19 protein-coding genes are annotated in these 20,939 nt (G+C 39.6%); 14 read left to right on the top strand and 5 right to left on the bottom strand.

All coding sequences use genetic code 11. The features are described from left to right. Positions 1-3 precede the first annotated feature (3 nt). From EAL44_RS04450 to gmhA, 6 genes are read left to right on the top strand one after another with little or no spacing between them, the layout of a single operon-like run. A complete protein-coding gene (locus tag EAL44_RS04450) occupies positions 4-675 on the top strand; it encodes a type III pantothenate kinase (RefSeq protein WP_121075158.1) in 672 nt (223 codons plus the stop codon). Continuing rightward, on the top strand, positions 666-1,418 hold the full coding sequence (locus tag EAL44_RS04445; protein ID WP_121075155.1) for a sulfite exporter TauE/SafE family protein: 753 nt from the start codon (positions 666-668) through the stop codon (positions 1,416-1,418). Before EAL44_RS04450 ends, EAL44_RS04445 begins: the two co-directional genes overlap by 10 nt. Next, positions 1,408-1,929: a D-glycero-beta-D-manno-heptose 1,7-bisphosphate 7-phosphatase gene (gene gmhB / locus EAL44_RS04440; RefSeq protein WP_121075152.1), complete on the top strand. Its 522-nt coding sequence runs from the start codon at positions 1,408-1,410 to the stop codon at positions 1,927-1,929. The genes EAL44_RS04445 and gmhB overlap by 11 nt, the downstream gene beginning before the upstream one ends. A 9-nt stretch (positions 1,930-1,938) precedes the next feature. Continuing rightward, positions 1,939-2,931 (top strand): ADP-glyceromanno-heptose 6-epimerase, encoded by a 993-nt coding sequence (gene rfaD, locus EAL44_RS04435; protein WP_121075149.1) that lies wholly within the window; start codon positions 1,939-1,941, stop codon positions 2,929-2,931. After that, positions 2,928-4,319: a D-glycero-beta-D-manno-heptose-7-phosphate kinase gene (gene rfaE1, locus EAL44_RS04430; RefSeq protein WP_121075146.1), complete on the top strand. Its 1,392-nt coding sequence runs from the start codon at positions 2,928-2,930 to the stop codon at positions 4,317-4,319. The genes rfaD and rfaE1 overlap by 4 nt, the downstream gene beginning before the upstream one ends. Then, positions 4,312-4,890 (top strand): D-sedoheptulose 7-phosphate isomerase, encoded by a 579-nt coding sequence (gene gmhA, locus EAL44_RS04425; protein ID WP_121075143.1) that lies wholly within the window; start codon positions 4,312-4,314, stop codon positions 4,888-4,890. The genes rfaE1 and gmhA overlap by 8 nt, the downstream gene beginning before the upstream one ends. Positions 4,891-5,009: 119 nt before the next feature. Here the strand turns inward: gmhA and guaC are convergent, their stop codons facing one another. After that, on the bottom strand, positions 5,010-5,987 hold the full coding sequence (gene guaC, locus EAL44_RS04420) for a GMP reductase (protein ID WP_340137415.1): 978 nt from the start codon (positions 5,985-5,987) through the stop codon (positions 5,010-5,012). A 197-nt stretch (positions 5,988-6,184) separates the two neighbouring features. On the opposite strand from guaC, the gene EAL44_RS04415 reads away from it, so the two are divergent. Continuing rightward, positions 6,185-7,786, top strand: a complete 1,602-nt coding sequence (locus EAL44_RS04415; protein ID WP_121075137.1) for an ABC-F family ATP-binding cassette domain-containing protein — start codon at positions 6,185-6,187, stop codon at positions 7,784-7,786. Next, entirely contained in the window at positions 7,783-8,739 is a 957-nt protein-coding gene (locus tag EAL44_RS04410) for a COG2958 family protein (RefSeq protein ID WP_121075134.1), read from the top strand. Before EAL44_RS04415 ends, EAL44_RS04410 begins: the two co-directional genes overlap by 4 nt. 21 nt (positions 8,740-8,760) lie before the next feature. On the opposite strand, the gene EAL44_RS04405 is transcribed toward EAL44_RS04410, so the two are convergent. Continuing rightward, entirely contained in the window at positions 8,761-9,447 is a 687-nt protein-coding gene (locus EAL44_RS04405) for a phosphatase PAP2 family protein (RefSeq protein ID WP_121075131.1), read from the bottom strand. A 173-nt stretch (positions 9,448-9,620) separates the two neighbouring features. Here EAL44_RS04405 and EAL44_RS04395 point away from each other — a divergent pair, with 173 nt between their 5' ends. The 6 genes from EAL44_RS04395 (at position 9,621) to thiE (ending at position 17,836) form a co-directional block, all read left to right on the top strand. Then, positions 9,621-11,195 (top strand): type I restriction-modification system subunit M, encoded by a 1,575-nt coding sequence (locus tag EAL44_RS04395; RefSeq protein WP_121075128.1) that lies wholly within the window; start codon positions 9,621-9,623, stop codon positions 11,193-11,195. 10 nt (positions 11,196-11,205) lie between these two features. Next, complete coding sequence (locus EAL44_RS04390; protein ID WP_121075125.1) at positions 11,206-12,489, top strand: restriction endonuclease subunit S; 1,284 nt, start codon at positions 11,206-11,208, stop codon at positions 12,487-12,489. 11 nt (positions 12,490-12,500) lie between these two features. Then, positions 12,501-15,503, top strand: coding sequence for an HsdR family type I site-specific deoxyribonuclease (locus EAL44_RS04385; protein ID WP_121075122.1), 3,003 nt, complete (start codon positions 12,501-12,503; stop codon positions 15,501-15,503). Between the two features lie 92 nt (positions 15,504-15,595). After that, entirely contained in the window at positions 15,596-16,375 is a 780-nt protein-coding gene (thiM, locus tag EAL44_RS04380) for a hydroxyethylthiazole kinase (protein WP_121075119.1), read from the top strand. Next, positions 16,372-17,181 (top strand): bifunctional hydroxymethylpyrimidine kinase/phosphomethylpyrimidine kinase, encoded by an 810-nt coding sequence (gene thiD, locus EAL44_RS04375; RefSeq protein WP_121075116.1) that lies wholly within the window; start codon positions 16,372-16,374, stop codon positions 17,179-17,181. The genes thiM and thiD overlap by 4 nt, the downstream gene beginning before the upstream one ends. Continuing rightward, complete coding sequence (gene thiE, locus EAL44_RS04370) at positions 17,174-17,836, top strand: thiamine phosphate synthase (RefSeq protein ID WP_121075113.1); 663 nt, start codon at positions 17,174-17,176, stop codon at positions 17,834-17,836. Before thiD ends, thiE begins: the two co-directional genes overlap by 8 nt. Positions 17,837-17,943: 107 nt before the next feature. On the opposite strand, the gene EAL44_RS04365 is transcribed toward thiE, so the two are convergent. Genes EAL44_RS04365 through pseB form a run of 3 tightly spaced genes read right to left on the bottom strand, consistent with a single transcriptional unit; the run spans position 17,944 to position 20,938 of the window. Continuing rightward, the gene (locus tag EAL44_RS04365; protein ID WP_121075110.1) at positions 17,944-18,681 is read right to left on the bottom strand and encodes a hypothetical protein; all 738 of its coding nucleotides are present in this window, start codon (positions 18,679-18,681) and stop codon (positions 17,944-17,946) included. Continuing rightward, complete coding sequence (gene coaBC, locus EAL44_RS04360) at positions 18,681-19,958, bottom strand: bifunctional phosphopantothenoylcysteine decarboxylase/phosphopantothenate--cysteine ligase CoaBC (RefSeq protein ID WP_121075107.1); 1,278 nt, start codon at positions 19,956-19,958, stop codon at positions 18,681-18,683. Before coaBC ends, EAL44_RS04365 begins: the two co-directional genes overlap by 1 nt. Then, positions 19,955-20,938, bottom strand: coding sequence for a UDP-N-acetylglucosamine 4,6-dehydratase (inverting) (pseB, locus tag EAL44_RS04355; RefSeq protein WP_162970356.1), 984 nt, complete (start codon positions 20,936-20,938; stop codon positions 19,955-19,957). Before pseB ends, coaBC begins: the two co-directional genes overlap by 4 nt. Between the last annotated feature and the right edge of the window lies 1 nt (position 20,939).

The following is a 20,939-nucleotide window of genomic DNA, read 5'->3' as shown; positions in this document are numbered from 1 at the left end:
CCTATGCCAGCTAGGCAATCTTTTAAGGATTTAAAAGACTTGATTTTATGCGATATAGGTAATACGCGCATCCATTTCGCGCAAAATTATCAGCTCTTTTCAAGCGCTAAAGAAGATTTAAAGCGTTTGGGTATTCAAAAGGAAATTTTTTACATTAGCGTGAATGAAGAAAATGAAAAAGCCCTTTTAAATTGTTACCCTAACGCTAAAAATATTGCAGGGTTTTTTCATTTAGAAACCGACTATGTAGGGCTTGGGATAGACCGGCAAATGGCATGTTTGGCGCTAAATAATGGCGTGGTGGTGGATGCGGGGAGCGCGATTACGATTGATTTAGTCAAAGAAGGCAAGCATTTGGGAGGGTGTATTTTGCCCGGTTTAGCCCAATATATTCATGCGTATAAAAAAAGCGCTAAAATTTTAGAGCAACCTTTCAAAGCCTTAGATTCTTTAGAAGTTTTACCTAAAAACACCAGAGACGCTGTGAATTACGGCATGGTTTTGAGCGTCATTGCTTGTATCCAGCATCTAGCCAAAGATCAAAAAATCTATCTTTGTGGGGGCGATGCGAAGTATTTGAGCGCGTTTTTACCCCATTCTGTTTGCAAGGAGCGTTTGGTTTTTGACGGGATGGAAATCGCTCTTAAAAAAGCAGGGATACTAGAATGCAAATGATGCAGAATTTGAGTTTTTTGGGCATGTTTTTAGCCGCTTTGAGCATGTCTTTAGGGCATTGTGTGGGCATGTGTGGGGGGATTGTGAGCGCGTTTAGTCAAATAAGGTTTTCTAAAGTTACAAGCTTTTCTTACCAGATCGCTTGCCATGCCCTCTATAATGTGGGGAGGATCAGCACCTACATGCTCTTAGGGGCTATAACGGCAGGTTTAGGGCATAGTCTTAGCGTGGGCATGGGTTTTAGGGGTGTTTTATTGATGAGCATGGGGATTATTTTAATCTTTTTAGCGCTCTTAGGATCTAAAGTGGAAAAATTAAGCTTTCAAATCCCTTTCATCTCTTTTTTGATGAAAAAAACCTTGCAATCTCAAAACATTCTAGGGCTGTATTTTCTAGGCGTGCTGAACGGGTTTTTACCTTGCATGATGGTGTATTCGTTTTTAGCGAGCGTGATTCTCAGTCATAGCGCGTTTATGGGAGCGATGCTAGGCCTTTCTTTTGGGCTTGGCACCAGCATGCCGTTGTTTTTAATGGGGGTTTTTTTAAGCAAAATTTCCATTTCTTACAGGAAATTTTTCAATCTTTTGTCTAAAGGCTTAATGGGGGTTTTTGGGCTTTATGTCCTTTATATGGGGATCATGCTCATTAGCCACCAAACACCCCATGCAATGCACCACCAAAGCGATATGATGTGCCATCAAAACAACGCCACACCACAGCAAGAGAGCCACCATGACCGCTAACAAAGCCCTTTTTTTGGACAGAGACGGCATTATCAATATTGATAAAGGCTATGTGAGTCAAAAAGAAGATTTTGAGTTTCAAAAAGGGATTTTTGAATTGCTAAAGCATGCGAAATCTTTGGGCTATAAACTGCTTTTAATCACCAACCAATCTGGGATCAACCGGGGCTATTACACCCTTAAAGATTTTGAAAACCTCACCGAATACCTCCAAGAAAGCTTGCTCAAAGAATTAGGTTTTAATTTGGATGGCGTCTATTTTTGCAGGCACGCCCCAGAAGAAAATTGCGCTTGCAGAAAGCCAAAGCCTTTTTTGATTTTACAAGCCGCTAAAGAGCATCAAATTTGCTTGGATCAATCTTTCATGATAGGCGATAAAGAGAGCGACATGCTAGCCGGCTTGAACGCTAAAGTTAAAAATAACCTTTTATTGAGCGCAAATTTTTTAAAAACTCCTCATTCTTGGATACAATGTAAAAATCTTAAAGAGATGATCAATTGGATTAAATAAGGATAAATCATGCGTTATATTGATGATGGATTAGAAAATCAAACGATTTTAATCACCGGTGGGGCTGGCTTTGTGGGCAGTAATCTGGCCTTTTATTTTCAAGAGAACCACCCTAAAGCTAAAGTAGTCATTTTGGATAAATTCCGCAGTAACACGCTTTCTAGTAATGGCCGCCCGAGTTCTTTAGGGCATTTTAAGAATTTGATCGGTTTTAAGGGTGAAGTGATTGTAGCTGACATTAATAACCCCTTAGATTTAAGGCGTTTAGAAAAATTGCATTTTGATTATTTGTTCCACCAAGCCGCTGTCTCTGATACGACCATGCTCAATCAAGAATTAGTGATGAAAACCAATTATCAGGCTTTTTTAAACCTTTTAGAAATCGCTCGATCAAAAAAGGCTAAAGTGATTTATGCTTCTTCAGCGGGCGTTTATGGCAACACCAAAGCCCCCAATGTGGTAGGCTCAAACGAAAGCCCTGAAAACGTTTATGGCTTTTCCAAGCTTTGCATGGACGAATTTGTTCTTTCGCATTCAAGCGATAACATTCAAGTGGGCTTAAGGTATTTTAATGTCTATGGGCCTAGGGAATTTTATAAAGAAAAAACCGCTTCCATGGTTTTGCAACTCGCTTTAAGCGCAATGGCGTTTAAGGAAGTCAAGCTTTTTGAATTTGGCGAGCAATTAAGGGATTTTGTCTATATTGAAGATGTGATCCAAGCGAATGTGAAAGCGATGAAGGCTCAAAAAAGCGGGGTTTATAATGTGGGCTATTCGCAAGCCAGAAGTTATAATGAAATCGTTAGCATTTTAAAAGAGCATTTAGGGGATTTTAAAGTGAGCTATATTAAAAACCCCTACGCTTTTTTCCAAAAGCACACCCAAGCGCATATTGAGCCTGCTATTTTGGATTTAGATTACACCCCTTTATACGATTTAGAAAGCGGTATTAAAGATTATTTGCCCCATATCCATGCGATTTTTAAAGAGCAATACGCATGAAAAAAATCTTAGTCATAGGCGATCTGATCGCTGATTATTATTTGTGGGGGAAGAGCGAACGCCTTTCGCCTGAAGCCCCTGTGCCTGTTTTAGAGGTCAAAAAAGAGAGCAAGAATTTAGGCGGAGCGGCCAATGTGGCTAATAACCTTACCTCTTTAAAAGCTAAAGTCTTTTTATGTGGGGTAGTGGGCGATGATTTAGAGGGCAAGCATTTCATTAGCGCTTTAAAAACAAGGGGGATTGACACTTCAGGCGTTTTGATAGATAAAACCCGTTGCACCACGCTTAAGACGCGCATCATCGCGCAAAACCAGCAAATCGCGCGCGTGGATAAGGAAATCAAAGACCCCTTAAACGCTGATTTAAGAAACAAACTTTTAGATTTTTTCACAGAAAAAATCCAAGAAATAGATGGCGTTATCCTTTCAGATTACAATAAGGGCGTGTTGGATTTTGAACTCACTCAAACAATGATCGCTCTAGCCAACCAACACCACAAGCTCATTTTATGCGACCCTAAAGGGAAAGATTATAGCAAATATTCTCATGCGAGTTTGATCACGCCTAATCGCGCTGAATTAGAGCATGCGCTCCATTTGAAGTTAGACAGCCATGCGAATTTATCAAAAGCGCTCCAAATCTTAAAAGAAACTTATCAAATCGCTATGCCTTTAGTTACCTTGAGTGAACAAGGCATCGCTTTTTTAGAAAAAAACGAGTTAGTCAATTGCCCCACTATCGCTAAAGAAGTTTATGATGTAACGGGGGCAGGCGATACGGTGATAGCGTCTTTAACGCTCTCTTTATTAGAATCAAAAAGCCTAAAAGATGCTTGCGAGTTTGCCAATGCGGCGGCGGCTGTGGTGGTGGGTAAAATGGGGAGTGCGTTAGCAAGTTTAGAAGAAATCGCTTTGATTTTGAACCAAACGCACCCTAAAATCCTCCCTTTAGAAAAGCTGTTAGAAACTTTAGAACACAACCAGCAAAAAATTGTTTTCACTAATGGCTGTTTTGACATTCTCCATAAAGGGCATGCGAGTTATTTGCAAAAGGCTAAAGCTTTAGGGGATATTCTCATTGTGGGGTTAAATAGCGATAATTCCATTAAAAGGCTTAAGGGGGATAAACGCCCCATAGTGAGCGAAAAAGACAGAGCGTTTCTTTTAGCGAGTTTGTCTTGCGTGGATTATGTTGTGGTGTTTGAAGAAGATGCGCCTATAAAATTAATTCAAGCCCTAAAGCCTGATATTTTAGTCAAGGGAGCGGACTATCTCAATAAAGAAGTCATAGGGAGCGAATTTGCTAAAGAAACCCGTTTGATGGAGTTTGAAGAAGGTTATTCCACAAGCGCTATCATAGAAAAAATTAAAAGGACACATAATGATTGATGATTTGATTCAAAAAGAATTTTTAGCCCATAAGGAAGCGTTAGAAAAAAGTTTAGAAAGTTTGCAAGAAGCGTTAAAGCAAAGCGTTCATCTTTTGATAGAAACTTTAGAAAATCAAGGGAAAATCCTTATTTGCGGTAACGGGGGGAGTGCGAGCGATGCGCAGCATTTTGCCGCTGAATTGACTGGGCGCTATAAACTAGAAAGGAAAGGCTTGAGCGCGATAAGTTTAAGCACGGATACCTCAGCCCTCACCGCCATTGCGAACGATTATGGTTATGAAGAAGTGTTCGCCAGACAAGTGGAAGCGCTAGGGAATAAAGAAGATATTTTAATAGGGATTTCTACAAGCGGTAATTCCAAAAATGTCCTGAAAGCTTATGAAAAAGCTAAAGATTTAGGGATGAAAACGCTTAGCTTAGCGGGGCGTGATGGGGGGAAAATGAAGCCTTTAAGCGATATGGCTTTGATTGTCCCTAGTGATGACACCCCACGAATCCAAGAAATGCACATTCTTATGATCCACATCTTATGCGACTGCATTGAAAGGCATTTCGCTCGTAAAAGTTAAATTCAAAGACTATGCACTTGAATTAAAAAAAAGATCCCACAAAATGCAGTGAAATCAAAGAAAGGATCAAAAAACAATAAAAACCCAAGTCAAAACAAATTGTTTTTCATTGATTTTCTTTAGATCGTGTCCCCATTGAAAATTGAATTTTTCACAATCACATAATCCACTTTTCGAATCGCTTCAAGGTCTCTCCCGCCTGCATAGGAGATTGAAGATTGCAAATCTTGATGCATTTCAACCAGCGTGTCTTTTAACGAGCCTTTATGTTGGATCCAAATCTTCTTACCTTCAACATTTTTCTTTTCACCTTTTTGGAACTCTGATGCCGAACCGAAATATTCCTTATACACGACACCATTTTCTATTTTTGTTTCTCCAGATGACTCTTCATGCCCTGCAAAAAGCGAGCCAATCATTACCATTGTTGCGCCAAAGCGTATGGATTTTGCAATATCCCCATGCGTGCGAATGCCGCCATCTGCAATAATGGGCTTTCTTGCTGCTTTAGCGCACCACCTAAGAGCCGCCAGCTGCCAACCACCCGTGCCAAAGCCTGTTTTGATTTTAGTGATACACACTTTCCCAGGCCCGATGCCAACTTTCGTAGCGTCAGCACCGGCGTTCTCTAATTCACGGACTGCTTCTGGCGTGCCAACATTCCCGGCAATCACAAAAGTTTCGGGAAAATGCGTTTTGATGCGCTGGATCATTTCAATGACAGAATTTGAATGGCCATGCGCAATATCGATTGTGATGTAGTCTGGCGCTAATCCTTGTTTGGCCAACTCTTCTACAAAAAGATACTCTTCCTTTTTCACCCCCACGCTGATTGAACTGATCCATTGGCGTTCTTTCATTTTTTTGACAAACGGGATTCTTGCCGGTCCATTAAAGCGGTGCATGATATAGAAATAGCCATTTTCTGCTAGAAATTCTGCGATCGATTCGTTAATGATTGTTTGCATGTTGGCTGGGACTATAGGCATTTTAAACGCGTGTTTACCTAAAATAACGGTCGTATCGCACTCTGAACGGCTATTCACGATGCATTTATTAGGAATGAGTTGGACATCTTCGTAATCAAATACTTTCAATGACATGATCCTTTTTTGCTTTAAAACATTATTTTTACCTTAATTTGAATAAAAAATCAAGAGAAAATGATACAGGCTCGATCAAATTTTGGGCGTCAAAGACCTTATGAATAACCATAATAAGCAAGGGTTACAATATTGCAAAGAAAACGCTACAATAAACTTTCTCTGATCACAAAAAATAAGGAAATCATAAGATGTTGCAAACCATCAACTTAACGCAACGCTATGCGACTAAAAAATTGTTTGAAAACGTGAATATCAAGCTGGATAAAAACAAGCGCTACGGGCTTATTGGGGCTAATGGGGCAGGGAAGTCCACTTTTTTAAAGATTTTAAGCAAGAGCATTGATTGCAGCAGTGGGGAAGTCATTATCACAAGCGGGATGAAAATGGGGGTTTTAGGGCAGGATCAATACGCTTTTGAAGATTTGAGTCTTAAAGATGCGGTTTTGATAGGCAATAAGCGTTTGTATGACGCTATCAAAGAAAAAGAGCGCTTATACACCGAGGGCGATTTGAGCGATGATAAAGTGAATGCGAGATTAGGGGAGTTGGAAACCATTTGCGTAGAAGAAGATCCCATGTATGAATGCGAAGTGGTGATTGAAAAAATCCTAGAAGATTTAGGCATTCCTAGCTCTAGGCACAACGATTTGATGAAAACCTTGCCAAGCAGCGATAAATTTAAAATCCTTCTCGCTCAAGTCTTATTCCCTAAACCGGACATTTTGCTGTTAGATGAGCCTACGAACAACCTGGATTTAAACGCTATTGAATGGCTGGAAAACAACCTCAAACGCCATGAAGGCACGATGGTCGTCATCAGCCATGACAGGCATTTTTTAAATGCGGTATGCACGCATATTTTGGATTTGGATTTTCACAGCGTGCGCGAATTTAGCGGGAACTATGACGATTGGTATATCGCTTCTACTTTGATCGCTAAACAGCAAGAAGCCGAACGCAATAAAAAACTCAAAGAAAAAGAAGAGTTAGAAAAATTCATCGCTCGTTTTAGCGCTAACGCTTCCAAAGCCAAGCAAGCCACAAGCCGCCAAAAACAACTGGATAAATTAGACATTCAAAGCTTAGCGGTATCTAGTAGAAGAGATCCTAGCATTATTTTTAAACCCAAAAGAACCATTGGGAATGAAGCTTTAGAATGCGAAAATATCTCTAAAAGTTATGATGGGCAAATTGTTTTAAATCAAGTGAGCTTGAAAGTGATGCCTAAAGATAAAATCGCCCTCATAGGGCCAAACGGCGTGGGTAAATCCACGCTTTGTAAAATTTTAGTAGAAGAGTTAAAGCCGGATAAGGGCGTGGTGAAATGGGGGGCTACCGTTTCAAAAGGCTATTTTCCTCAAAACGTGAGCGAAGAAATTAGCGGCGAAGAGACCTTGTATCAATGGCTCTTTAACTTCAATAAAAAGATTGAAAGCGCCGAGGTTAGGAACGCTTTAGGGAGGATGCTTTTTAATGGCGAAGAGCAAGAAAAGTGCGTGAACGCTTTAAGCGGAGGCGAAAAGCATAGAATGGTTTTATCCAAGCTCATGCTAGAGGGGGGGAATTTCTTAGTCTTAGATGAGCCAACTAACCACTTGGATTTAGAAGCGATTATCGCTTTAGGCGAAGCGCTCTTTAAATTTGATGGGGCAGTGATTTGCATAAGCCATGACAGAGAGCTCATTGATGCGTATGCTAACCGGATCATTGAATTAGTCCCAAGCCCTAAAGGCGCTTCAATCATTGATTTTAAAGGCAGTTATGAAGAGTATTTAGCGAGTAAAAAATGAAACCGCAAGACATTGAAATCGTTCAAAGCGTTTTAGAGATTACAGGACCGATTAAGGTTACTTTGGTTTATGATAAAGCCAAAGAGCTTTATGAAAAAGGTGAGATTAAAAACATGTTTGATTGTGGGGGCAACACCCCACACCAGAGTGTTAACGCCTTTATTTATACAGCCCTAAACAATGGCGAAGAACTACCCTTTTTTAAGGTGCAAGAAAAGCCAGCTTTAATCGCTTTAAAAAGCGCAGCTAAAGAGCCGGTTTTAAATATAGAAAAGCCCGGCGTTTCAAGCACTAAAATCGCGCATAATAAAATCATGCATGAAAGGGATTTGCACCCCTTTTTAACTTACATGGCTTTTCATAATGAAAATTTGAAATGCTACACGAAAACCATTTTTCACGAAGAGAGTTTGAAATCGCCAAAAGGCATGGACAGGTGGCTTTATCCGGACATGGTGGGGGTTAGGTTTTTGCACGCTGAATTGTCTAATGAAAATTTAATCGCTTTTTCTAAAAAATTTGACACTTTGCCCGTTAAACTGGTGAGCTTTGAATTGAAAAAAGAAATCAGCGTGAATAATTGCAGGGAGTGTTATTTTCAAGCGATTTCTAACAGCTCGTGGGCTAATGAGGGGTATTTAGTGGGTCGTCATATTGATACGCACAATTCTAAACTCATGGATTTGTTGAAGCGTTTGCATGCGAGTTTTGGGATTGGCGTGATTGATTTGAGAACTGATGAGGACAAAAGCGCTATTTTATTGAACGCTAAATATAAGGAAAAAATTGATTACACTATGGCTCAAGAGCTTAGCGACAAAAATCCAAAATTCAGCGGTTTTTTAAAAAGCGTTGTGGATTATGACCCGGATTTCCCAAACCGCTATAAAGATGAATTTGATGAGGTTAAAAAGAAAGAGGAGTTATACCCTAACTCATCGCTTTCTTTTTAAAATGAGGTTTTAAAAAACGCTTTAAGCGTTTTTATAAGGGCGTTTCAAAAACCCTAAATAAAGCACTAAAGAGCAACACGACCAAGCCACGCCTAAACAAAACCCTCCTAAAACATCGCTAGGGTAATGCACCCCTAAATAAACCCTATCATACGCCATTAAAACAATCCAAAAAAGTAAAATAACAGCGCCAATAGTTTTGGTGCGATTGTTTGCGTTAGAGTAGCATAACAACAACGCCAAAGAGCCGTAAAAAAGCGCTGAAGCCAAAGCATGCCCGCTAGGGAAACTAAAGCCATGCGCAAAAACCAATTCGCCATTGGTTACAGGCCGTGGGCGCGCCACTAAAAGCTTAAGGAGTTTTAAGGTGAATTCACCTAATAAGATGCTAAGAAAAAACCACACCCCCAAAGCGATGCGTTTTTGAAACCCAAACCACACGCCAATGAGTAAAGCGATAGGAGTGGTGAGCTTGCTTTGCGCAAACCAAGTGCTAAAAAACACGAAAGAAAGCCACGCGCTCCCTTGAATGGGGGCAGGGTTACGGATTAGATCTATAAAAAATAAATCCAATTGTTGCACCCACTCTTGGCGCAAAGCCACCCCACTTATCATTATGCCAAATAAAATAAAAAAAACGACCCCAATAATCCCAAGCGTTTTAGCCGCTTTTTTCTCTCTTGTGCTTATCGTTCTGTCAAATACCATTCAAACCCCTTTTAAAAATGTCTTTTGAAAAATGGGATTATAGCTTATTTACCCCACAAATACATAGAAAACGCAAGGGAAAAAAAATAATATTCTTTGCTATAATGAAACCTTTAAAGGCTAACAACGCCAAACAAAACCGCCAATCAAAAAAACACAAAAAAGGGGCTTTTATGGAAAACAAAAACAAAGCGAACGAATCTTCTTCATTAGAACGCAACGAATTGCACAACACCATTTGGAAAGTGGCGAACGAATTGAGAGGCTCAGTGGATGGCTGGGATTTCAAGCAATACGTTTTAGGCATTCTTTTTTACCGCTACATTTCAGAAAACATGGCTAACCACCACAATGAATACGAGCGAAAGCTTGATCCTAACTTTGATTACGCTTCATTAAGCGATGAAGAGGCTGAAATCGTAAGAAAATCAACCATTGAAGAAAAAGGCTTTTTCATCCCGCCAAGCGCTTTATTTTGTAATGTTTTAAAAAATGCACGTAGTAACGAAGATCTCAATGTAACCTTACAAAATATTTTTAACGAAATAGAAAAATCTAGCCTTGGCGCTCCATCAGAAGAAAACGTCAAAGGCTTGTTTGCGGATTTAGATGTCAATAGCAACAAATTAGGGAGCTCTCATAAAACTAGGGTGGAAAAACTGACTAAAATCCTTGAAGCCATAGGGGGCATGCAATTAGGCGAATACCAACAAAGCGGGATCGATGTTTTTGGCGACGCTTATGAATATTTAATGGCGATGTATGCGAGCAATGCCGGCAAAAGCGGAGGGGAATTTTTCACCCCCCAAGAAGTGAGCGAATTACTCGCTAAAATCACCCTGCACAACCAAGAGAGCGTCAATAAAGTTTATGACCCATGCTGCGGGAGCGGGAGCTTGCTTTTGCAATTTTCTAAAGTGTTAGGCGATAAAAACGTCTTAAAAGGGTATTTCGGGCAAGAAATCAATTTGACCACTTACAACCTTTGCCGTATCAACATGTTTTTGCATGACATCAATTACTCTAAATTCCACATTGCGCTAGGGGACACGCTTTTAGACCCAAAGCATGAAGACGATGAGCCTTTTGATGCGATCGTTTCCAACCCTCCCTATTCCACTAAATGGGTAGGCGATAACAACCCCCTTTTAATGAACGATGAGCGTTTTAATAAGGCCGGTGCGCTAGCGCCCAAAGACAAAGCCGATCTCGCCTTCACCATGCACATGCTTTCTTATTTATCCAATCAAGGCACGGCTGCGATCGTGGAATTTCCCGGGGTGCTTTATAGAGGCGGTGCTGAAAAGAAAATCAGAGAGTATTTAGTCAAAGAGAACTTTATTGACTGCGTGATCGCTTTGCCTGACAACCTCTTTTTTGGAACGAATATCGCTACTTGCATTTTAGTGCTTAAGAAAAACAAAAAAGACGACACCACGCTTTTTATTGATGCGAGTAAGGAGTTTGTCAAAGAAGGCAAGAAAAACAAGCTCAAAGCGCACAACCGAGAAAAGATTTTGCAAACCTATATTGAAAGAAAAGCCATCAAACATTTTTCGGCTCTAGTGTCTATGGAGCAAATCCAAGAAAACGATTACAACCTTTCCGTCAACCGCTATGTGGAGCAAGAAGACACGAAAGAGATTATTGACATTAAAGCGCTTAATATTGAGATTTCTCAAATCGTAAAAAAACAGAGCGCTTTAAGAAACAGCCTTGATCTTATTATTAAAGAATTAGAAGCTTAAAGGGGGCAAAATGAACCAAATAGAGCAACTGCTCCACACTTTAGCGCCTAAGGGGGTGGGGTTTAGGAAGTTGGGGGATATTGGGGAATATATAAGAGGCGTTACTTATAAAAAAAATCAAGAAATCAATAACCTAGAATGTGGAATTAAAGTATTGCGAGCAAATAACATAACTCTATCAAATCATTTAAACTTTGAAGATATTAAGGTTATCAATAAAAATGTAAAAATTAGAAAAGAGCAATACCTTAAAAAAAACGATATTTTAATTTGTGCTGGGAGTGGAAGTAGCGAACATATAGGAAAAGTGGCTTTTATTAACACAGATTTTGATTATGTTTTTGGTGGCTTTATGGGAGTGATTAGAATTCGTGAGGTAAATAGTCGCTTTGTGTATCATATTTTTACAAGTAATATTTTTAAACAATATTTAGAAAAATCTTTGAATACAACAACAATAAATAACTTGAATGCAAACATATTACAAAATTTTTTAATCCCCATCCCACCCCTAGAGATCCAACAAGAGATCGTTAAGATTTTGGACGCTTTCACAGAATTAAACACAGAATTAAACACAGAATTAAACGCGCGCAAAAAGCAATACCAGTATTACCAAAACATGCTTTTAGACTTTGATGACATTAACCAAAACCGCAAAGACGCAAAAATTAGCGCAAAACCCTACCCCAAACGCTTGAAAACCTTACTCCACACTTTAGCGCCTAAGGGGGTGGGGTTTAGGAAGTTGGGGGAGGTGCTAGAATACGATCAACCCAATAAATATTGTGTAACAAGTAAAGAATTTGATAAAAGTTATCCTACTCCCGTTTTAACCGCAGGAAAAACCTTTATTTTAGGTTATACAAATGAAAAAGACAATATTTATCAAGCGAGTAAAAGCTCTCCGGTTATTATCTTTGACGATTTCACAACGGCGACCCAATGGGTTGATTTCCCTTTTAAAGTAAAATCAAGCGCTATGAAAATCTTACTCCCCAAAAATCCTACAATTAACATCAGATTTATCTTTTTTTACATGCAAACTATTCCTTATAATATCGGTGGGGAACATGCAAGGCACTGGATTTCTCGCTATTCACAATTAGAAATCCCCATCCCACCCCTAGAGATCCAACAAGAGATCGTTAAGATTTTGGATCAATTTTCAATCTTAACCACCGATTTATTAGCCGGTATCCCCGCTGAAATAGAAGCACGAAAAAAGCAATACGAATATTACCGAGAAAAACTACTGACCTTCAAACCCCTAAACCCACTAAAAAGAAGTTGACAAGGAATAGCATGAATTACGAAACGATCGCAGAAAGCAATGAAAGCACGGTGGTAGCGGAATTTCATAGCGATAGTGAGAGGAAAAGCGCTTATGAGAGCGAAGCAGAGCTAGAAAGGGCGTTTATTAAGCTTTTAGAAAAACAAGGCTATGAATTTAAACAAATCCACAACGAACAAGAATTAAAAGACAATTTAAAAGAGCAGTTAGAAAAGCTTAACGATCATCATTTCACGCCTAAAGAATGGGACGCTCTTTATTCTCAATTCATCGCTAATAAAAACGATGACTATAAAGCTAAAACAAAAAAGATCCAAGAAGATCCGATTTTTAACCTAACCCTTGAGAACGGAAAAACCAAAAACATTAAAATCATTGATAAGAAAAATATCCACAGAAACGCCTTGCAAGTGATCCACCAATACAGCAATAAAGGGGGGAAGTATCAAAACCGCTATGATGTGAGCATCCTTGTGAATGGCTTGCCTTTAGTGCATGTGGAATTGAAAAAAAGAGGCGTGGCGATTAGAGAGGCGTTCAATCAGATCAAGCGCTATAAAAGGGATAGTTTTAGCGCTGAAGACGGGCTTTTTGAATTCGTGCAGATTTTTGTCATCAGTAACGGCACGAGTAGTAAATACTATTCAAACACCACGAGGATAGCCCAAATTGAAAAAAACAGTAAAGCCGATACTTTTGAATTCACGAATTATTGGGCGGACAGCAAGAATCATAATATTGAGGATTTAATGGATTTTGCTCAGTCGTTTTTTGCGAAGCGCAGCCTTTTGAACGTTTTAACGCGCTATTGCGTTTTTACGAGTGAAGAGGTTTTATTGGTGATGCGGCCTTATCAAATCGTGGCGGCAGAAAGGATTTTGGAAAAAATCAAAGCCACGCATGATAGTAAAACTTATAAGAAAAGCCAAAGCGGAGGCTATATCTGGCACACGACAGGGAGCGGTAAAACCTTAACGAGCTTTAAAAGCGCGACTTTAGCTAAAGAATTAGAACACGTTTCAAAGGTTTTGTTTGTGGTGGACAGGAAGGATTTGGACTACCAAACCATGAAAGAATACGATAAATTCCAAAAAGATTGCGCCAATTCCAACACCAGCACCAAGATTTTAAAACAACAGCTAGAAGATTCTAGCGCTAAAATCATTATCACCACGATCCAAAAATTAGACAAATTCGTTAAAGCCCACCTTAAAGGGCATGCGATTTTTAATGAAGAGGTGGTGATGATTTTTGATGAATGCCACAGGAGTCAGTTAGGCTCAATGCATCAAATCATCACTAAAGCGTTTAAAAAATACCACCTTTTTGGATTCACTGGCACGCCCATTTTTAGAGACAATTGCGATAAAAACAACCCTTTAGGCACGACAGAGCAAAAATTTGGGAAATGCCTACACCAATACACCATTATTGATGCGATCAGGGATAAAAACGTGTTGCCCTTTAGAGTGGAATACCACAACACCATTAAAGCTAAAGAGGACATTAAAGATAAAGAGGTTAGAGCGGTTGATGAAAAAAACGCCCTTTTAGATACTAGGAGGATCAAAGAAATCGCTAAATGCATTGTTGAGCGTTTTAATCAAGCCACTAAAAATAAAAAATTCAATTCCATTCTGGCATGTTCTGGTATAGAAGCGCTGAAAAAATACTACCAAGCTTTTAAAGAAGAAAAACACAACCTTAAAATCGCTACCATTTTTAGTTATAGCGCTAATGAAGAAATTGAAGCGCTAGAAGATGAAAACAATGAAAGCGCTAGCGGGCTAGACAAAAGCTCAAGGGATTTTTTAGAGGGCGCGATTGCGGATTATAACGGGATGTTTAAAACTTCTTTTGACACTTCGGATCAAAAATTCCAAAGCTATTATAAGGATCTTTCTTTAAAAATGAAAGAGCGTGAAATCGATCTTTTAATGGTGGTGAACATGTTTTTGACCGGGTTTGACGCTACAAGGCTCAACACCCTTTGGGTGGATAAAAACTTGAAATACCATGGGCTAATTCAGGCTTTTTCACGGACTAACCGCATTTTAGACAGCGTTAAAACGCATGGGAATATCGTTTGTTTTAGGGATTTAGAAAAGGATCTGAATGATGCGCTCACGCTTTTTGGCAACAAGGACGCTCAATCTGTTGTGTTATTGAGAAAATATGAAGACTATTTGAAAGGCTACACGGATAACAATAAAGAATATGAGGGCTATGAGGGTTTGATTGGAAGGCTTTTAGCGGAGTTTCCTTTAAAAGAGCCGATCGTTTCAGAAAGCCAGAAAAAGGATTTTATCAAGCTTTTTGGCAAGATTTTGAAATTAGAAAATATTTTAAACAGCTTTGAAAATTTTAACAAAGACGATTACATCAATCCCAGGGATTTTCAAGACTATCAAAGCAAATACCTTGATTTTTACGATGAAATGAGGCCAGAAAAAGGGAGGGATAAAGAAGAGATTAACGACGATTTGATTTTTGAAATTGAACTCATCAAGCAAGTGGAAGTCAATATTGACTATATTTTAAACTTGATTGAAAAATATGCTAAAGAGGATGATCTAGAAATTCAAGGCGTTAAAACCAAAATAGAGCCGATCCTTAACTCCAGCATAGAATTAAGGAATAAAAAAGATTTGATCATGGGTTTCATTGACAAATACAACAAAGATGAAGAAGTCCATGCGCATTTTCAAAACTATATCCACCAAAAAAGAGAAGAGGAATTCCAAAACATTATAGAAGAAAACCGCTTGAATGAAGAAAAAGCCTATTCGTTCATGCAGCATGCCTTTAAAGGGGGCGAAATTGATTTTAGCGGGACAAAATTCCCTGAAATCATTGAAGAAAAAGTCTCCAGGTTTGACAAAAATTCGCGCTATCAAGAGGTGAAAGAAAAAGTCGCTGCAAGCCTTTCTCGCTTTTTCCACCGCTTTTGTGATCTAACTAGCGCTATATTTAAGAAAAATGGGGTTAAGAAAGATGAGGTTAATGGAAAATAGTTCATTTTTGAACGCTTCCACACTCAATTTCAAAAACAGCGTCGCTTAATGGGTTTTCTTGTAAAATAAAAGAAAGTTTAAGGAGGTTTATTATGTTAAAAGAATTACGCCAAAAACGCCCTTTAGTGCATAATATCACCAATTATGTGGTGGCGCAATTTGTGGCTAATGGTTTATTAGCCTTAGGGGCATCGCCTTTAATGAGTGATGCGATTGATGAGATGCAAGATTTAGCAAAAATTTCTGACGCGCTCGCTATCAATATTGGCACTCTCAATGAACGCACTATTTTATGCGCTAAAGAGGCTATCAAACATTACAAGGCTTTGAATAAACCCATCGTGTTAGATCCGGTGGGGTGTTCAGCGAGCGCTTTGCGCCATGACACAAGCTTAGAGCTTTTAGAAAGCGAAGGAATTAGCGCGCTTAGGGGTAATGCTGCCGAATTAGGCTCTTTAGTGGGTATTTCTTGCGAAAGTAAGGGGTTAGATTCCAAGCATTCCGCTACGCCTGTAGAAATTGTCAAACGAGCGGCTCAAAAATATTCTGTGATAGCGGTAATGACGGGTAAAATAGATTACGTGAGCGATGGGAAAAAAGTTTTTAGCATCAGTGGAGGGAGCGAATATTTGGCTGTGATTACTGGGGCTGGGTGTTTGCATGCAGCAGCATGCGCGAGCTTTTTGAGTTTGAAAAAAGACCCCTTAGATTCTATGGCGCAACTTTGCGCGCTCTATAAACAAGCCGCTTTTAATGCGCAAAAAAAAGTGTTAGAAAATAACGGCTCTAATGGTTCGTTCTTGTTTTATTTTTTAGACGCTCTAAGCTTGCCCATAAAGTTAGAAAATAGCCCTATTAAGGAAGAGTTATGAAAATTTATCCGCAAGTTTTAAGCATTGCTGGTAGCGATAGCGGTGGGGGCGCTGGGATACAGGCCGATTTGAAAGCGTTTCAAACTTTGGGCGTGTTTGGGACAAGCGTGATCACTTGTATAACCGCTCAAAACACACAGGGCGTGCATGGGGTTTATCCATTGAGCGTGGAGAGCGTGAAAGCACAAATCTTAGCCATTAGAGATGATTTTTCTATCAAAGCGTTCAAAATGGGAGCGTTATGCAACGCTCAAATCATTGAATGCGTGGCGGACACTTTAGAAACTTGTGATTTTGGGTTGTGCGTTTTAGATCCGGTGATGGTGGCAAAAAATGGGGCTTTGCTTTTAGAAGAAGAGGCGATTTTAAGCTTAAAAAAACGCCTTTTACCTAAAGCCAATTTACTAACCCCTAACCTCCCTGAAGTCTATGCGCTCACAGGCGTTCAAGTGCGAGATTATAAAAGCGCTTCAAAAGCGATGGGTGTTTTAAGGGATTTAGGCGTCAAAAACGCTGTGATTAAAGGGGGGCATACAGAGCATTTTCAAGGGGAGTTTAGCAACGATTGGGTGTTTTTAGAAGATATTGAATTTATCCTAAACGCCAAGCGCTTTAACACCAAAAACACGCATGGCACGGGTTGTGTTTTGTCTAGCTTGATTGTGGGCTTACTCGCTCAAGGGCTGGATTTAAAAAACGCTATCACAAAGGCTAAAGAGCTTTTAACTATTATCATTCAAAACCCCTTAAATATTGGGCATGGGCATGGGCCTTTGAATTTGTGGAGCGTTAAAAAGCATGTTTGATGCGAATTGTTTGAAACTCATGTTTGTGGCTGGTTCGCAAGATTTCTACCATATAAAAGGCGACAAAAACGATAGGACAAACGCGCTTTTAGACACTTTAGAATTAGCTTTACAATCTAAAATCACAGCGTTTCAATTCCGCCAAAAAGGCGATTTAGCCTTACAAGATCCTGTTGAAATCAAACGATTAGCCCTAGAGTGTCAAAAATTATGCAAAAAATACGGCACGCCTTTTATTATTAATGATGAGGTGCGACTCGCGCTAGAATTAAAGGCTGATGGCGTGCATGTGGGGCAAGAGGACATGGCTATAGAAGAGGTAGTAACTTTATGCCAAAAGCGCCTTTTTATCGGTTTGAGCGTCAATACTTTAGAGCAAGCCCTAAAAGCACGCCATTTAGACGGCGTATCCTATTTAGGGGTAGGCCCTATTTTCCCCACACCATCTAAAAAAGACATTAAACAAGTTGTAGGCGTCAATCTTTTAAAAAAAATACACGATAGCGGGGTAAAAAAACCTCTTATAGCGATTGGGGGCATCACGACAGATAACGCTTCAAAATTGCAAAAATTCAGCGGTATCGCCGTCATTAGCGCGATCACGCAAGCCAAAGATAAAGCCTTAGCGGTTGAAAAACTTTTAAAAAATGCATGAGGAATTCTAAAATTCCGCATGGATTAATGTAAAAAGAGGGTATCGCTCTTTTGTTGGATAAAAAAGCGCTTAAATCCATCATAAAGGCGTTTTTAAAACGCTAAAACTTACCCTAGCGTATCCAATAAGCGCTCTTCAAAGGCAAAAAGCATGGGGGTTTTTTCGCACACAATTTCCACAAAAGAAAAGCCTAAAAGGGTGTTTTGAGCCTCTTTTAAAACCTCTTGAGTCCTTTGGAGGGTGGTTTTTAAAAAAAGCTGTTTTTCTTTTTCCTTCAAATAAATAACGCCGCCAATTTCGCCCAAATTAGGATACAGAGCGTAAAAATCAACGCTTTGTTTTTTGGCTCTCATCTGCAAAAAGGCTTTTTTGCGTTCGTTTTCAACCACAAAGCTTAAAACCTGCGATTGCAAGCTTAAAAGCATGTTGGCTGTATTCAAAAACTCTTGCGGATTTTTAGCATGGACTAATTTTTCGCTCAAAAACTCTTTGTATTCTTTTAGGGGGGTGTTGTCTTTGGTGCTCAATATTTCTTTTAATTTCTTCATTTCAATGGTTGGCAAATCGTCTAATGCGTCTAAGATTTTTGGGGCAGGCACTAAATTTTTAAGCACAATATCGCCCAGCTGATTCCTTTGCATAGTCGCAAAATAAGGCTGATTGATTTTTAATTCCTGTTCGCTTTTGGTGGGGATAATTTTATTACCCACTTGCAAAAGAAAAAGATCTTTATCTTGTTTTTCTAGCGCTTTTAAAAGAATGGGTAAGGTAGCGTTAAAATGGTGCGCGGCGTTTTTGGAATGAAGAGCGTTAAGCTGGTTTAGGGCGTTTAGGGCTTCTAGCATTAAAGGGCGTTGTCTTTGATAAAATCAAGGATTTTAAAACTCGCTTCTAATTTATTCATAGAAGGGATTTTTTGGGTTTTTTTATGGCTAAAGAGCCACAATTCATTCTCTAATGAACCAAAGGGGCGTGAATCTTTAATGAGATTCAAAGCGGCCACAGAGCAATCCTTGCCGTTATCTTGAAAAGGTTTTAAAAGATTTTGCGCGTTTTTGATAGCGTTTTGTTGATCGTCTTCAGCTTTAAAACCGATTTTAACGAATTGGTTGGGATCAACAGAAGCTAACAAATCCTTATTTTGAACGCATTCAATGTTTAGGGTTTCGCCGATTTCGCTTTTTTTAAGCTTATGGTTAAAAGAAGTTTTAGGCAAATAATCGCTAATGGCGGCTAAATTGAAGAGCAGGGGTTTTAAGGCATGCTTTTGCAAGTTTTTAGCGGCGTTATTTAAGGCGTTTTCATAAGAAGCGGTGTCGCTAACTAAAACGCTTGCGATTTCTTTAGGCAAGGGGGTAGGGAAGTTTGATGCAATCAAAGTAACTTTGGCTCCCTTAAAATATAACGCTAGAGCCAAAGCGCTCGCTTGAATCCCGCTAGAAAGATTGCTAATCGTTCGAACGCTGTCAATCTTTTCCACGCTCGCACCGCCCATGATTATGACTTCTCTGTTTTCAAAATAAGCGTCTTTTAGGAGCGTTTGAGTGGCTTTAAAAAGGATTTCTAAAGGCTCAGCCATCGCCCCTTCGCCTTTAGTGTCGCATGCTAAAAGGCCGTTTTGCGTGTCTAAAATAATGTGGTTGGAATCTTTCAAGCGTTTTAAATTACTTTGAGTGATAGGGGAATTGAGCATGTTAGTGTTCATGCTAGGGGCTAGGATTTTAGGGGAAGCGCAAGCTAAAAAAGTCGCGCTAACGATATTATCCGCTAAAGCGTGAGCGATTTTAGACAAGCTGTTAGCGCTTAAAGGGGCAAAGATGAGTAAATCAGAATTAGCAGCGCATGCGATGTGGTTATGGTGCAATTTGTTTTGGTGGTTGTAATACCATTTTTCATTACGATCATGCAAGACTTTATGATGGCTCAAGGCTTCAAAGCTTAAGGGCTTGATGAATTTTTTTGCGCCCTCACTCATGACCACTTGGATACTAGCCCCGCTTTTAAACAACAAGCGCGTTAATTCTAGGGATTTATACGCCGCAATAGATCCGCTCACGAGCAATAAAACGCGCTTGTTTTCTAACAATCTTAAGGGGTAAAATAAATCTTCTAAAAAATTCATAGTAATTTTAACAAATCATCAGGCTCTAGCCATTGGTTATTATTATGGCTGCTGTATTCAAAATCAGGGGCGACTTTTTGGCCTTTTTCATGGAGTTTGGTGAGCGTGTAATCTTTAGGCGTTTGGAAACTTATAGTGGGCTGAATGATAAAAAAGTCTTCAAATTCTAGGGCTAAATGGCTTTCATCTTTGGGAATCATCACTTCATGGAGTTTTTCGCCCGGACGAATCCCTATGATTTTAGTAGGGGTATTGGGGGCTAGGGCTTTAGCGAGATCAGTCATTTTCATGCTGGGGATTTTAGGCACAAAAATTTCACCCCCATGCATTCTTTTCAAGCTTTTAAGCACAAAAGAAACCCCCTCATCTAAGGTGATCCAAAATCGTGTCATGCGAATATCGGTGATAGGGATTTCACTCGCTTTGTTTTGGACTAATTTTTTAAAAAACGGCACCACGCTCCCACGGCTCCCCACCACATTACCATAACGCACCACGCCAAATTGCGTTTGAGAAGCGCCTTTAAAGTTGTTCGCGCTCACAAAGAGCTTGTCGCTGCACAATTTGGTTGCGCCGTAGAGGTTAATGGGGTTAGCGGCTTTATCGGTGCTTAAGGCGATGACCTGGCTGATGGCATTTTTTAAGCATGCGTTAATCACATTGCTCGCTCCCATGATATTGGTTTTAATGCATTCTAGGGGGTTGTATTCAGCGATAGGCACATGCTTGAGCGCAGCCGCATGGATACAAATATCCACGCCCTCTAAAGCGTAATTCAAGCGCTCTAAATCCCTGACATCGCCGATAAAAAAACGCATCCTAGGATCATTAAATTCCATGGCCATTTCGCTTTGTTTTAATTCATCTCGGCTATAAACGATGATTTTTTTAGCGTTGGTGGTGTCTAAAACTTTACGAACAAAGCATTTGCCAAAACTCCCGGTGCCACCGGTGATTAAAATCGTTTGGTTATCTAGCATG

This window comes from Helicobacter pylori (assembly GCF_003637685.1).
Taxonomy (GTDB): Bacteria; Campylobacterota; Campylobacteria; order Campylobacterales; family Helicobacteraceae; genus Helicobacter; species Helicobacter pylori_CJ.
This window is presented reverse-complemented; position numbering and strand designations above follow the sequence as displayed.